This window comes from Kitasatospora sp. MAP5-34 (assembly GCF_029894335.1).
GTDB lineage: Bacteria > Actinomycetota > Actinomycetes > Streptomycetales > Streptomycetaceae > Kitasatospora.
The window spans coordinates 161640-175930 of record NZ_JARXZC010000004.1; the positions used below are offsets into that span (position 1 = coordinate 161640).

The 14291-nt window shown below is 70.1% G+C and carries 11 protein-coding genes and 1 riboswitch; of the genes, 1 reads left to right on the forward strand and 10 read right to left on the reverse strand.

Annotation, left to right across the window (positions count from 1 at the left end; genetic code table 11):
- Position 1: 1 nt before the first annotated feature.
- Entirely contained in the window at positions 2-2386 is a 2385-nt protein-coding gene (locus P3T29_RS06000; protein ID WP_280715368.1) for a ribonucleoside-diphosphate reductase subunit alpha, read from the reverse strand.
- A gap of 182 nt (positions 2387-2568) precedes the next feature.
- A riboswitch (cobalamin riboswitch) is annotated at positions 2569-2709 on the reverse strand.
- A 93-nt stretch (positions 2710-2802) separates the two neighbouring features.
- Entirely contained in the window at positions 2803-3297 is a 495-nt protein-coding gene (locus P3T29_RS06005) for a GNAT family N-acetyltransferase (protein ID WP_280715225.1), read from the reverse strand.
- A gap of 310 nt (positions 3298-3607) precedes the next feature.
- Between P3T29_RS06005 and P3T29_RS06010 the strand changes: the two genes are divergently transcribed.
- On the forward strand, positions 3608-4555 hold the full coding sequence (locus P3T29_RS06010) for a helix-turn-helix domain-containing protein (protein ID WP_280715226.1): 948 nt from the start codon (positions 3608-3610) through the stop codon (positions 4553-4555).
- A gap of 21 nt (positions 4556-4576) precedes the next feature.
- Here P3T29_RS06010 and P3T29_RS06015 read toward each other — a convergent pair whose 3' ends face one another.
- The 8 genes from P3T29_RS06015 to P3T29_RS06050 form a co-directional block, all read right to left on the reverse strand.
- Complete coding sequence (locus P3T29_RS06015; RefSeq protein WP_280715227.1) at positions 4577-5320, reverse strand: histidine phosphatase family protein; 744 nt, start codon at positions 5318-5320, stop codon at positions 4577-4579.
- A 235-nt stretch (positions 5321-5555) separates the two neighbouring features.
- Positions 5556-7184 carry a sodium:solute symporter gene (locus P3T29_RS06020; protein WP_280715228.1) on the reverse strand — a complete coding sequence of 543 codons (1629 nt, stop codon included), beginning with the start codon at positions 7182-7184 and terminating at the stop codon, positions 5556-5558.
- On the reverse strand, positions 7181-7504 hold the full coding sequence (locus P3T29_RS06025) for a DUF3311 domain-containing protein (protein WP_280715229.1): 324 nt from the start codon (positions 7502-7504) through the stop codon (positions 7181-7183). The genes P3T29_RS06020 and P3T29_RS06025 overlap by 4 nt, the downstream gene beginning before the upstream one ends.
- A gap of 201 nt (positions 7505-7705) precedes the next feature.
- Entirely contained in the window at positions 7706-8494 is a 789-nt protein-coding gene (locus tag P3T29_RS06030; protein ID WP_280715230.1) for a GntR family transcriptional regulator, read from the reverse strand.
- Between the two features lie 197 nt (positions 8495-8691).
- Entirely contained in the window at positions 8692-10263 is a 1572-nt protein-coding gene (locus tag P3T29_RS06035; protein WP_280715231.1) for a glycoside hydrolase family 3 protein, read from the reverse strand.
- Between the two features lie 57 nt (positions 10264-10320).
- Positions 10321-11238, reverse strand: a complete 918-nt coding sequence (locus tag P3T29_RS06040) for a carbohydrate ABC transporter permease (protein WP_280715232.1) — start codon at positions 11236-11238, stop codon at positions 10321-10323.
- Complete coding sequence (locus P3T29_RS06045) at positions 11238-12287, reverse strand: sugar ABC transporter permease (RefSeq protein WP_280715233.1); 1050 nt, start codon at positions 12285-12287, stop codon at positions 11238-11240. Before P3T29_RS06045 ends, P3T29_RS06040 begins: the two co-directional genes overlap by 1 nt.
- A gap of 146 nt (positions 12288-12433) precedes the next feature.
- Positions 12434-13750: an extracellular solute-binding protein gene (locus P3T29_RS06050; RefSeq protein WP_280715234.1), complete on the reverse strand. Its 1317-nt coding sequence runs from the start codon at positions 13748-13750 to the stop codon at positions 12434-12436.
- Positions 13751-14291: the final 541 nt, after the last annotated feature.

The following is a 14291-nucleotide window of genomic DNA, read 5'->3' on the forward strand; positions in this document are numbered from 1 at the left end:
CTCACTGGCAGGCCTCGCAGGACTCGGGGTTCTCCAGGGAGCAGGCGAGCGCCGCCTCCTCCTCGGGGGAGAGGGTGGGGGACGGCACGGAGACGACCGGACGGGCGGCGCCGGAGGCGGCCTGGGCGATCCGGGTGGCCGGGCGCGAGCGCAGGTAGTAGGTGGTCTTCAGACCGACCTTCCAGGCGTACGCGTACATCGAGCTCAGCTTGCCGATGGTCGGCGCGGCCATGAAGAGGTTCAGCGACTGGCTCTGGTCGATGTACGGCTGCCGGGCGGCGGCCAGGTCGATCAGCGCGCGCTGCGGGAGCTCCCACGCCGTGCGGTAGAGCGAACGGACCTCGGCGGGCAGCCAGTTGAGGTCCTGGACCGAGCCGTTGGCCTCGCGCAGCGCGTCCCGGGTCTGCGCGTCCCAGACGCCCAGTTCCTTGAGCTCGCGGACCAGGTACGGGTTGACCTGGAGGAACTCGCCGGAGAGGGTCTCGCGCTTGAACAGGTTGGACACCTGCGGCTCGATGCACTCGTACACGCCGGCGATCGAGGCGATGGTCGCCGTCGGCGCGATGGCGAGCAGGAGGGAGTTGCGCAGGCCGGTCTCGGCGATGCGCGCCCGGAGGGCCTCCCAACGGCCCGTCCACTGCGGGGCGGTGTCGAAGTGGTCGATGTGCAGCTGGCCACGGGCGGCGCGGGTCTCGGCGTACGCCTCGTGGCGGCCCAGCTGCTCGGCCAGCTCGTTGGAGCGTTCGTAGGCGACCAGCATGATGCGCTCGGCGATCAGGGTGGAGAGCTGCTTGGCCTCGGCGGAGTCGAAGTCCAGCCGGAGCTGGAAGAAGACGTCCTGAAGGCCCATCACGCCGAGGCCGACCGGGCGCCAGCGCGAGTTGGAGGCGCCGGCCTCGGGGGTCGGGTAGAAGTTGATGTCCACCACGCGGTCGAGGAAGGTCACGGCGGTGCGGACGGTGGAGTCCAGCCGGTCCCAGTCCATCGCGTTCAGCAGGTCGTCGGCCGTGGCGTCCGAGGAGACGTGCGCGCCCAGGTTGACCGACCCGAGGTTGCAGACGGCGGTCTCGGAGTCGTCCGTGACCTCCAGGATCTCCGTGCAGAGGTTGGAGGAGTGAACAGTTCGTCCGGGCACGGCGGTCTGGTTGGCGGCGCGGTTGGAGGCGTCCTTGAAGGTCATCCAGCCGTTGCCGGTCTGCGCCAGGGTGCGCATCATCCGCGAGTACAGGGTCTGCGCCGGGATGGTGCGGACGGCCTTGCCCGCCGCCTCGGCGGCCAGGTAGGCGGCGTCGAAGTCGGCGCCCCACAGGTCGACCAGCTCGGGGGTGTCGGCGGGGGAGAACAGCGACCAGTCGGCGTTGGCGTTCACACGGCGCATGAACTCGTCCGGGATCCAGTGGGCGAGGTTCAGGTTGTGCGTACGCCGGGCCTCCTCACCGGTGTTGTCGCGGAGCTCCAGGAACTCCTCGATGTCGGCGTGCCAGGTCTCCAGGTACACGCAGGCCGCGCCCTTGCGCCGGCCGCCCTGGTTGACGGCGGCGACCGAGGAGTCCAGCGTGCGCAGGAACGGGACGATGCCGTTCGACTTGCCGTTGGTGCCCCGGATCAGCGAACCGCGCGAGCGGATCCGCGAGTACGAGAGGCCGATGCCGCCGGCGTGCTTGGAGAGCCGGGCGATCTGCGCGTAGCGCGAGTAGATCGAGTCCAGGTTGTCCAGCGGCGAGTCCAGCAGGTAGCAGCTGGACATCTGCGGGTGCTTGGTGCCGGAGTTGAAAAGCGTCGGCGAGGACGGCAGGTACGAGAGCGCGCTCATCAGCGCGTACAGCTCGGCCACCTCGCGGACGGACTCGGCGGTGTCGCCGACCGCCAGGCCGCAGGCGACGCGGAGCAGGAAGTGCTGCGGGGTCTCGATCACCTTGCGGGTGATCGGGTGGCGCAGCAGGTAGCGGGACTGGACGGTACGGAGGCCGAAGTACTCGAAGCGGTCGTCACCGCGCTGGTCGATCAGCTCGTCCAGGGTGTCGGCGTGCTTGGCGACGAAGGCGGCGGTGGTGGCGCCGATCAGGCCCTCGGTGTGGCCGACCACGATCGAGGCGGAGAAGTTGACCGCACCCTGGCCGATGGCCTCGTCCGAGATCTCCAGCGCGAGCAGCCGGGCGGCGAGCTTCGAGTACTGCGGGTCCTCGGCGATCATCGACGCGGCGGCCTCGACGGCCAGTCCACGCAGCTCCGCGAAGTCGGAGCCGGCGTTCCGGCCGCGCAGAGCGGCGGCGGCGACGTGGCCGGGGTCCACCTGGGGGAGGTCGGCGCTGCGGTCGGTGAGCAGCCGGAGCAGCGCAGCACCAGGGTCGGTCTGGGCGTGGTCGGCGGAACCCTGGGACGGCAGGGCAACTGAGGCAGCGGTGGTCAAGGCGCTCTCTCCTGGCGGCGGCGGAACGACGAGGGGCACCGGACCGGCTCGGGGCAGGGGAACGCGGCGCGGCGAACCCTCTGGGTGCGCGCGATCGACCCCCCGGCCCGCCCGCGAGGCCCGGACGTAAGGCTGTGCTGCATGGCGTCTGCGGGGAAGCCGTGTGGCACACCGTCGGCAGGTCATCGGACTCGCGGGACGTCATGGAACCGCCCGCTCACCGCTGCGGGGCAGTCCCGGGATTGCACCGGGTTCCCCTGCTTCGACAGCGAGAGCGAGCATACATGTTGTGGCGGACCCAAGATGCGACACCAGATGTAGTGCCGCGTGTCGTGCCCGGTCGATCGCGGCCTGCTATGGGGAGACAGGCTGGAGACGGCCCGGGGAGGGGCTCAGAACGTGATCGAGTACACCATCAGGTCGATTCCGGGCCGGACTTCCCAGTCCCGTTCCGGGGCGCGGCGGAAGCCGACGCGCTCGTAGATCCGGTGTGCGGCGGTCATCGCCGGGCGGGTCGAGAAGGCCATTCCGGCCAGTCCGAGCTCCTGGCAGCGGGCCACCGTCGCCCGCACCAGCGCCTCGCCGACACCCCGGCCGCGCGCTGCCGCGCCGGCCGCGAGCATCCGGATCTCGCCCTCGTCCGGGGTGGCGATGTCGGCCCATTCGGTGCCGCCGACGGCGAGGGTCACGCAGCCGAGGACACGTCCGTCCGAGGGGTCGACGGCGACGAGGAGTTCGGCCTCCTCGAATCGCCGGCGGGTGTCCCGGAGCAACGTGACGTAGTCGGCGCCGGGTGGGGTGTGCCCGTCTCCGACGAAGGCTTCGACGGTGACTTCACCTGCGGCTTCGAGGTCCTCTTCGCGGGCTCGGCGGATGACGATGTCCATCGGGACATTGTGCCCGAAGATGTGTTCGAGACAGCGGGTAGGGTGCCGTGCAGCCGGTCGGCGCGGGCGGGGTCGGCGGGGTAGCCGCCGGGGCGGTGCCAGTTGTCCCGGCCGCTGCGTCCGCTGCGGTCCAGATCGCGGCCGATCAGCAGCCCGAGCAGGCCGAACCCGCCGACGGCGCCCAGCAGGGCGAGTGCGCTCGTGAGCGTGGAGGAGGTCATGTGTCCACTCTCGCGAGGGGGTTGCCCGGCGACGAGTGGCAGCAATGCCCACTTGTGTCGAAATGCTGCCATCGGGCATTCTGGTCGGCATGCTGAGGAACGTCGTCGCCGTCGTCCTGGAAGAGGCCCACCCCTTCGAGCTGGGCGTCGCCTGCGAGGTCTTCGGCCTCGACCGCAGCGAGGAGGGCCTGCCGGTCTACGACTTCGCGCTCGCCACCGACCGTCCGGGAATGATCCGCACCCACGCGGGGTTCAGCATCGAGGTGCCGCACGGCGTGCAGCGTCTGGCCACGGCGGACCTGGTCATCGTGCTGGCCACCGACATCCGGGACGAGTACCCGGCGCCGCTGCTCGACGCCCTGCGGGCCGCCGTCGCGCGCGGCGCGTGGGTGCTCTCCATCTGCAGCGGGGCCTTCATCCTCGGCGCCGCCGGGCTGCTCGACGGCCGCCGCTGCACCACGCACTGGCGGCACGCCGCCCTGCTCGCCGAGCGCTTCCCGCTCTCCCGGGTCGAGCCGGACGTGCTCTACGTGGACGAGGACCAGGTCGTCTCCTCGGCCGGCACGGCAGCCGGAATCGACGCCTGCCTGCACCTGGTACGCAAGCTCCAGGGCGCCGAGGTCGCCCGGGGGATCGCCCGCCGGATGGTCGTCGCGCCGCACCGGGAGGGCGGCCAGGCACAGTTCGTCGCCCGGCCGCTCCCGGTGGACGAGGGCGAGTCGCTGGCCGGGCTGCTCGACTGGATGCGGCACCACCTCGACCAGGAGCTGACGGTCGAACAGCTCGCCGCCCGCGCCCACATGTCCCCCCGCACCTTCGCCCGCCGCTTCCAGCAGGAGACCGGCACCACCCCGCACCGCTGGCTCACCAACCAGCGCCTGCTGCTCGCCCAGCGGCTGCTGGAGGGCACCAGCGAGCCGGTGGACGCGGTGGCCGCGCGCTGCGGGTTCGGCAACGGTGCGACGCTGCGGCACCACTTCGGGCGGCGGCTGGGGACGACGCCGCAGGCGTACCGGCGGACGTTCGCCGGGGCGTGAACCTCGGGGGGAGCGGCGGGCTCAGGAGAGGTGGCCGGTGGCGTTCCAGAGGTCCGGGTGGAGCCGGCCGTCCCGGGAGCGCCACCGGGCGGCCGAGCAGTTGCGGACCGGGCCGAGTTCGAGCAGCTGGGGCTCGGTGAGCCGGTCCAGGACGTAGCGGATCATCAGCACGGTGCAGTCGTGGGCCACCAGGAGCACCGGCTGCCCGGTCTCCTCCTCGCCGAGGTCGCGCAGCAGGCTGCGCACCCGCAGTGCTACGTCCAGAAACGATTCTCCGCCCGGCGGCCGGTAGTACAGCTCGCCCATCTTGCGCCGCCGGGCGGCCTCCGCCGGGTACTCCTTCTCGATCGCGGGCGCGGTGAGCATCTCCAGGACGCCCAGCTCTCTGTCCCGCAGCCGTTCGTCGTACCGGACCGGGAGCCCGACCGGCACCGCGCCCAGCCCGGAGCTCTGCGCGAGCGCGATCCTGGCGGTCTCGGCGGCCCGGACGTACGGGGAGCACCAGACGGCCCGGGGGCGGTCGGCGGCGGGCAGCCCGGCCCACCAGCGGCCCAGGGCCTGGGCCTGCGCCTGGCCGTGCAGGGAGAGCGGTATGTCGGCGTCCCGGCTGGCGATCGGGACGGTCAGCGCGCCCGTCTCGGCCGCGAGCTGGAACTCGACGTTGGCGAGGCTCTCGCCGTGCCGGGTGGCGACCAGCACGGACGGCAGCCGGAGGCTCGTCCGGCCGGTGCGATGGCCGTTGAGGGTGGAGCTGAGTTCTGCCATGACCGATTCTCCCCGTGGTCGACCCTGTCACTGCGGGCGGCCCGGTCATGCGAGTGATCGCGCCGCCGCCTCCCATGGTGACGGAGGTGGCGGCGCGATCACAGGGCGCGTGGTCGGGCCGCGCCGTGCGCCTGGCTCCGCCGGTGCGCGCGGGGGCTGCGCGTGGCGGGAGGGTGCGGGTCGGTGCGGGGCGGTGCCTTCCGGTTTCGCGCAGTTCCCCGCGCCCCTGGTTGTGCTACGCGACGGCCGGCTCCGGGGTGGTGGTTGCGGCGGGTTCGGCGGCTTCGGCGGTGTAGTCCGCGCGGGTGGTCTCGTCGGGGCCCTCGGGGGCCTTGGCGGCCCGGAGGACCAGGGTCAGGACGACGGCCACCAGCAGGTTGAGGACGAAGGCGGTGAAGCCGATGAAGCCGATCTCGCCGATCCCGGGGATGGCCGCCGTGTTGCCGCCGAAGTGCTTGGTGGCGGGCGAGGCGATCCCGTACGTCTGCCAGGTGCCGTAGACCATGCCGACCGCCCAGCCGGCCAGCAGCGCCCAGCGGTGGAACCAGCGGGTGAAGAGCCCGCCGACGATCGACACGAAGGTCTGCAGGATCCAGAGCCCGCCGAGCAGCTGCAGGTTGATCGCGAACTGCTTGTCCATGCCGAGCACGAAGGCCAGCGCGCCGACCTTCACCAGCAGCGAGGCGAGCTTGGCGACCTTCGTCTCCTGGGCGGCGGTGGCGTCCGGCTTCAGGAACTCCTTGTAGATGTTGCGGGTGAACAGGTTCGCCGCCGCGATCGACATGATCGCGGCGGGCACCAGCGCGCCGATCCCGATCGCCGCGAAGGCCACCCCGGTGAACCAGTCGGGGAACAGGCCGGCGAACAGCTGCGGCACCGCGAGCTGCGCGTTGTAGCCCTTGACGCCCTTGCCCATGCCGGCCGCGATCGCCATGAAGCCGAGCAGCGCCAGCAGCCCGAGCATCAGCGAGTACGCGGGCAGGATGGCCATGTTCCGCCGCACGGTGTTGCGGGACTTGGCGGCCAGCACCCCGGTCACGGTGTGCGGGTACATGAACAGCGCCAGCGCCGAGCCGAGGCCGAGCGTCGCGTACGCCCACTGCGCGTTCGGCGGCGTCACCATCGCGCCGACCGGCTTGCCGGTCTTCGGGTTGACGGTGCTGAACTTCTGCGCGGCCGTGTCGAAGATGTGCCCGTAGCCGCCGAGCCGCATCGGGAGGTAGATCACCGCGACGATGATCACGATGTAGACCAGGGTGTCCTTGACGAACGCGATCAGCGCCGGCGCCCGCAGCCCCGAGGAGTAGGTGTACGCGGCCAGCACGGCGAACGCCAGGAAGAGCGGCAGGTCCTTGACGAACCAGTTGCTGTTCGCGCCGCCGCCGACCCCGAGGGTGTCCAGCACCGCCTGGATGCCGACCAGTTGGAGCGCGATGTACGGCATGGTGGCCAGGATGCCGGTCAGCGCCACGGCCAGCGACAGCCCCCTGGACCCGTACCGCCCGCGCACGAAGTCCGCCGGGGTGACGTACCCGTGCACCCGGGCCACCGACCAGAGCCGGGGCAGGAAGAGGAAGACCAGCGGGTACGCGATGATCGTGTACGGAACCGCGAAGAACCCTGCGGCACCCGCGCCGTAGACCGCCGCCGGGACGGCGATGAAGGTGTACGCGGTGTAGAGGTCGCCGCCGAGCAGGAACCAGGTGACCCAGGTGCCGAAGCTCCGGCCGCCGAGTCCCCACTCGTCCAGGTGCTGGGCGTTGTCGGACCTGCGCCAGCGCGAGGCCAGGAAGCCCATCACGGTGACCAGGACGAAGAACAGGACGAACACCACGAGGGCGGTGACGTTGACTCCGTGCTTCACAGCTGCTCACCCGCTTTCGCGTCGGCGTCGGCGTCGGCGTCGGCGTGGGCGTGGCCGAGGACGAGCGCGGCCTTGCGCTGCTTCGCGTCCCGGTTCAGCAGCAGGTACGCGGCGCCGGTGAACAGCGCCGAGGCCGGGATCCAGAGGATCTGGTACCAGTAGAAGAACGGCACGCCGCCCAGCTCCGGCTTCACCTTCGAGTACGAGGAGACCCAGAGCAGGGCGACGATCGGGACCAGCAGGCTCAGGCCGGCCAGTACCCGTTCGGCGGTGACCACCGGGGGTGTTCGGTCTTCGGACGGTTGGACTTCTGACGACATCTGCGGCTCCGGCTGATGAGGGCTCACCTCGTCGGCGCCGCAGCGCACAGCAGAGTGCGCTCGCCGAGCAGCACCTGCGGTGATCGGCAGTCAGTACGGCTGCGAAATGTAGGGCACCGGAGTGATGCGTGTCACTAGATCCGTCAGAAGTTCCCGGATACCGGACGGTAGTCCGTCAAGTAGGCAGGCGGGCCGGCCTCGTCAGGCCGGGCGCTGGAGCCGGGTGATGAACTTGTACCGGTCGCCTCGGTAGATCGAACGGACCCACTCGACCGGGGCGCCCTCGGCGTCGAAGGAGTGCCGGGAGAGCTGCAGCATCGGGAGCCCCAGATCGGAGCCGAGCAGACCGGCCTCGCGCGGGTTGGCGAGGGTGGTCTCGATGGTCTCCTCCGCCTCCGCGACGGTGACCCCGTACACCTCGCGCAGGGCGGTGTAGAGGGAGTTGTGCTTGACCAGGTTGCGGCGCAGGGCCGGGAAGCGCTTGGCGGAGAGATGGGCCACCTCGATCGCCATCGGGTCGCCGTTGGCCAGGCGCAGGCGCTCGATCCGCAGCACCCGGCTGCCGGGCTTGATGTCCAGCAGGGGGGCGAGCTGGTCGTCGGCGGTGATGTAGCCGACGTCGATCAGCTGGGAGGTCGGCTCCAGGCCCTGGGCCCGCATGTCCTCGGTGTAGGAGGTGAGCTGCAGCGCCTGGGCGACCTTGGGCTTGGCGACGAAGGTGCCCTTGCCCTGGATGCGCTCCAGACGGCCCTCGACCACCAGCTCCTGGAGGGCCTGCCGCACGGTGGTGCGCGAGGTGTCGAACTGGGCGGCCAGCGCGCGCTCCGGAGGCACCGGGGTACCGGCCGGCTGGGTCTCGGTGAGCGTCAGCAGGTGGCGCTTCAGGCCGTAGTACTTCGGGACGCGGGCGGCCGCGCCGATCGCCGCACCGGACTGCACCGGCACCGTGCTGTTCTCAGGGAGGGCCGCCGTGCCTCTGTCGCCGCTCATGGCCGCTCTAACTCCTCGCCGTGCAGCCGTCACCGGCTCCTCCGCTTTGTGTGTTCCACATGGTCGCATGGCAGAGCCCATGTACGTGAGCCCAGCCACAACAGGGGTGCGAGGCTCTGCTTGTTGACTGCGTGCGCGAAACCGGAAGGCAACGGTCCGCAGCCTCCCGCGTCGCGCAGTTCCCCGCGCCCCTACGGTTACCGGTGCACCAGGGACAGGCCCGCCAGGGCCTCCGCGGCAGCCGTGCCGCAGACCCGCGCGCCGCCGTGGGTCGCCAGGACGGCCACCCCGTGTGAGCGGAAGGTCTCGGCCAGGCCGTGGGCGGTGCCGATCTCGACCACCACGGCGTCCGGCCGGGCCTCGATCAGGGCCAGTGCGGCGCGCTTCATCCAGGCGTGCCGGTGTACGTCGCGCACCACGATCACCAGCGGGCGCCCCACGGCGGCGCCCAGTATCGGGCCGGTCTCGACCTCGCCCTCGTCGGTGGCGACCGCCACGTGCAGCAGGCCGGACCCCTCCAACCGGGTGGCGGGGGCGCCGATCCGCGAGCGGGTGGTGCCCGGGACGAGCTCGGCGAGCGGCTCGGCGACGCCCCACGGGGTCTCGTCGCCGACCGCGATGTTGGCGCCGGGGGAGAACTCGACCACGTGCGGCACGCCCTGGACCGGGCGCAGCTCGCCGTGGATCCGCAGCGCCCGCCGGGCCGCCGCGAGGCCGATCCCGGCCTCGCCGTGCGCGCCCGCCTCGGACTGCCGTACCGCCGCCGACCAGCGCGCCACCTCGCGGTTGCGCTCGGCGGCCTGGTGCAGCCGCTCGGCCGGGAGGCGTCCCTCGCGGACGGCCCAGATCAGCGCGTCCCGCAGGTAGAGGAAGGCGGCCTCGTCCTGCAGTCCGCCGCCCACGCAGATGGTGTCCGCGCCGGCCGCGACCGCCTTGACGGCTCCGGCCGCGACGCCGTGGGTGCCGGAGATCGCGCCCATCTCGATGCCGTCGGTGACTATCAGGCCCTGGAAGCCGAGTTCCTCGCGGAGCACACCGGTCAGGATGGCCGGCGACATGGTGGCGGGCAGCAGCTCGTCGTACGCGGGGAACAGGATGTGCGCCGTCATGATCGACTTCACCCCGGCCGCGATGGCGGCCCGGAACGGCTTCAGGTGTTCCTGGAACTGCTCGGTCGACAGGTCGATCCGGGGCAGCCCGAGGTGTGAGTCGCCCGCCGTGTCGCCGTGGCCGGGGAAGTGCTTGGCGCAGGCGGCGACGCCGGCCGACTGCAGGCCCCGGACGTACGCGGCGGTGTGCCGGGCGGCCAGCTCGCCGTCGCCGCCGAACGAGCGGACCCCGATCACGGGGTTGTCCGGGTTGGAGTTGACGTCCGCGTCGGGCGCGTAGTCCAGGTTGATGCCGACGCTCGACAGGTCGAAGCCGATCGACCGGGCGACCCGCTCGGTCAGTTCGGTGTCGTCGACCTCGCCGAGCGCGAAGTTGCCCGGGTAGGAGGAGCCGCAGCCGGCCTCCAGCCGGGTGACGTCGCCGCCCTCCTCGTCGGTGGCGATCAGCAGGCCCGGGTTGAGCGCGTACATCTCGGCGGTCAGCGCCGCGACCTGCTGCGGGGTACGGATGTTGCGGCCGAACAGGGCGACGCCGCCGAGCTCACCGGAGCCGAGTCTGCGGCGCAGCCAGTCCGGCGCGGTCAGGCCGGCGAAGCCCGGCTGCAGGACCGCTCCGGCATCCGACAGGAGTTCGACGCTTTCCGTACCGGGGATCGCCATGATTCCTTCCCAGGGGGGATTGTGCTGGAGCTGCGGTGGGGGACTGCCGGACAGGGACTAGCCCTTGACCGCACCGGCGGTGAGACCCGCCGACAGCTTCTTCTGGAAGAGCACGAACAGGATGATCACGGGGAGCGAGACCATCAGCGCGCCCGCCATCTGGGCGCCGTAGTCGGCACCTCGGGTCGGGGTGGTGGAGTAGAACGTCAGCCAGATCATCGAGGTCTGCTTGCCGCCGCCGCTGAGCAGCGTGTTGGCGACGATGAACTCGTTCCAGGCCTGGATCCAGGAGTACACGCCGGTGGTGATCAGTCCGGGCAGGGTGAGCGGCAGGATGATCCGGAAGAACGCGCCCCACTTGGTACAGCCGTCCACCATCGCGGCCTCGTCCAGCTCCGCCGGGATGTTGACGATGAACGAGCGCAGCGTCCAGATCACGTACGGGATGGTGAAGACCAGGTACGCCAGCACCACGCCGAGGATCGTGCCGGTCAGGTTCGCGGACTTCATCACCAGGAAGAGCGGGATGATGATCGCCAGCAGCGGCACCATCTGGATCACCAGCATGGTGACGATGAAGAAGTTCCGGCCCCGGAAGTTGAACCGGGCGACGGCTACGGCGGCCAGGAAGCCGACCGCCACGCCGAGCAGGACCGAGCCGAGGGTGATCAGCACGGTGGTCTGCAGGCCCGACAGGAATCCGGGGTCGTCGAAGATGGTCGTGTAGCTGTCGAACGAGAACGAACTCGGCCAGAACGTCGGGTCCTTGGCGATCAGGTCCTTGTTCGTCTTGAAGGTGGTGATGATCATCCAGTAGATCGGGAAGCCCATCACGGCCGCGAACGCCAGCGCGACGGAGTTCCAGATCCAGGTCATCACCCGGCTCTCGCCGGTGACCCGGGCCTTGAGCCTGACCTTCGGGGCCGGCCCGGCCGGGGCGGTGGCCGGCTCTGCGTGCACGTCGGTGGCAGCCATCAGTCCTGGGCTCCGATCTTGACCATCTGGCGGATGTAGAAGACGAGCACCGCCAGCATGAGCAGGATCATCGCGACCGAGATCACCGAGCTGGAGCTGTAGTGCGAGGAGACGATGCCCTTCTCGTACAGGTAGATCCCGATGTTCCAGTAGCCCGGTTCGGGAGCGCTGTTGCGGAGGGCGAAGATCTGCGCGAACACCTGGAAGTCCCAGATGAAGCTCAGTGCGGCGGTGATCACCAGGAAGGGCTTGATGACCGGGATGACCACGTGCCGGAAGGTCTGCAGGGTGGACGCGCCGTCGAGCCTGGCCGCCTCCATCAGCTCCGGCGGCACCTGGGTGAGCGCCGCGTTCAGGCCGATCACCAGGAAGGGCAGCGCGCCCCAGATGATGACGACGGCGGAGACCACGTACAGGCCGATCACCGGGTCCTGGAACCAGTCGTAGCTCTTGACCGACTCGGAGCCGCCGAACAGGTAGGCGACGTAGTCGACGATGCCGCCCTTGCTGGCGAAGATCCAGCGGAAGACCGTGCCGGTGACGATCGCGGGGATGGCCCAGACGAACATCAGGACCGTGATGACGGTGACCTTGGCCCACTTGGAGACGCGGTTCAGCAACAGGGCGAACAGCATGCCCAGCACCATCGAGAGCACCACGAGCTCGGCCGTGAAGTAGACGCTCCGCAGCACCACGTTCCAGAACTGGCCGTCGCCGAGCACCTTGGTGTAGCCGTCGAGGCCGATGTACTGCGCCAGGCCCGGGTTGACCAGCTGCGCGTACCTGTTGACGTTCTGGAACGACAGGTCGAACAGGCTGTAGAGCGGGTACGCCATGACCCCGATCAGCACGACCACGGCCGGGAGGATCATGACGTACGGGATGTACCGGCCGCCGGCGAAGAAGCCACGGCGCCGGCCCGGCCGAGCGACGGCGACGGCGGTCGTGGCGGGTGCGTCGACCGGTGCGTCGGCCGGTGCGTCGGCTGCTGTCCCGGTCGGGGTTCCGGTAGGTGTTTCGGCCGCCACCGGTGTGTCGTTGCTGGTCACACTCATCAGGGTCCTTCCCGGGCCTGCGGAACTGATCGGTACCTGGCGCACGGGTGGGCAGTCCGCGAGACGACGCGAACTGCCCACCCCCTTGCGCTCAGTGTTGGCAGGCCCTCCGGAGGGGGAGGGGACCTGCGTCAGCCGGTTCAGCCGTTCAGGTCGCCGATGACGGTGTCCTGGACCTTCTTGAGCTCGGTGGCGGGGTCGCCACCGGCCGCGATGGCACCGAAGGCGGTCTTCAGCGCGGTCTCGTCGGCACCGGACCACATCGGCGAGTTCGGGATGAACCAGGTCGAACCCTCGGCCGCGTCACCGGCGGCCTTGTTCTCCGGCTTGGCGGCCTTGTACGCGGCGGTCAGCGTCTTGTTGTTCGGGATCGCGAACTTCGCGAGCTCGGTCTGCTGCTGGGTGTTGGTGTAGATCTGCAGGAAGGTCGCGCCCAGGCCCGGGTTGGCGGCCTTGGACGGGACGGCCAGGTCCGAGCCGCCGAGGAAGGCGGGGGTCGGCGAGCCGGCGGCGGTGCCGGGCAGCGCGATGCTGGCCAGCTTGTCGGCGAGCTTCGGGTCACCGGTCTTCGGGTCGATGACGGAGCCGAGCTCCCAGCCCGCACCGACGATGGCGCCGATGTTGCCCTTGGCCATCAGGGCGTCCTGGGTGGCCTCGTCGGTGGTGGTGCCGCCGACCGAGAAGTTCTTCTGCAGGTCGTCCCAGGTCTTGATGCCGTCGATGAACTTCGGGTCCGTCAGCGTGCCGGACCACTTCGCGCCGTCCTTCTTGGCGACGACGTTCTTCACCCCGTAGGTGCCGGCGCCGAAGGAGGCGGCGGTGTACCAGTTCTGGCCCGGGAGGTAGAGGGCGGAGAAGCCGGGGGTCGAGGCGTTGGCGGCCTTGACCTTCGTCAGGTCGGCCGTCAGCTCGGCCAGGGTGGTCGGCGGGGTGGTCACGCCGGCCGCCGCGAACAGGTCCTTGCGGTAGATGAGGACGCGGGCGCCGGCGTAGTACGGGACGGCGTAGGTCTTGGAGCCGTCACCGTTCTGGCCGGAGGCGGCCAGCGAGTCCAGCCACTTGTCCGAGTTGTCGAACTGGCCCTTCACACCGGTCAGGTCGACGAACGAGCCGGCGTCGATGTACTTCGCGGTCTGGGTGTTACCGACCTCGACGGCGTCGGGGGCGTTGCCGGAGAGCAGCGCGGTGTCGAGCTTGGTGGTGTAGTTGGTCCAGGTCTGCCACTGGATGTTGAGCGTGGCGCCGGTCTCGCTCTCGAACTGCTTCTTGGCGGCGTCGACAACCGTCGGCCAGCCCTTCTGAGCGTCGTCCATCAGCCACACCGTGACGGTCTTGCCCTTGCCGTCCTGGCTGAGGGTGGCCTGCTTGGTGTCGCCGCTCGAAGAGCTGGACGACGAGCAAGCCGAGGCAACGAGCACGGTCGCAATGGCGGCCACGGCTGCGATCTTGCGGTTCAAACCATCCTCCAGAGGGATGAGCAAGGGATGGCACCGGGCTGCTGGGCCAGAGCCCTGAGCGTCGTTGTGCCTGTGGGGGTGAAGTCACCGGGAAAACACGAATGCGAACTGTGGGTTCAGAGAACTGTGGGTTCAGCGTTGCAACCGGCTTGGCGGCTTAGACCATTGGTTTAGACCAACGGGTGGAGATTGGCATGGACCAATGAAGGGCGTCAAGAGTTCATCAGCCGTCTGTACAACCCGTTATCAACGCTTGACACGCTCGTGGTTGGACTGGACCAAGTGGGGTTGCCAAACGCGGCATATCGGATCAGAAGACCGCAAATCTCCAGCCCTCGGCCCAAGGCCTAACGGACCCTCAAGCTCGCCTGAAGGGACTCTTAAGGCACGGCTCGCGCCAGTTCGCGGCAGGGCCGCGCGCAGCTGCCGGGGACGCCGGCGCTCGGCTGGACCAGCTGATCAACAACCTGTCCCGAGCCTGCCGGGCCGCTCGGCGGATGTGCTCCGGTGGTGGCGTCCCCGTAGGATCGTCGGAGAAACA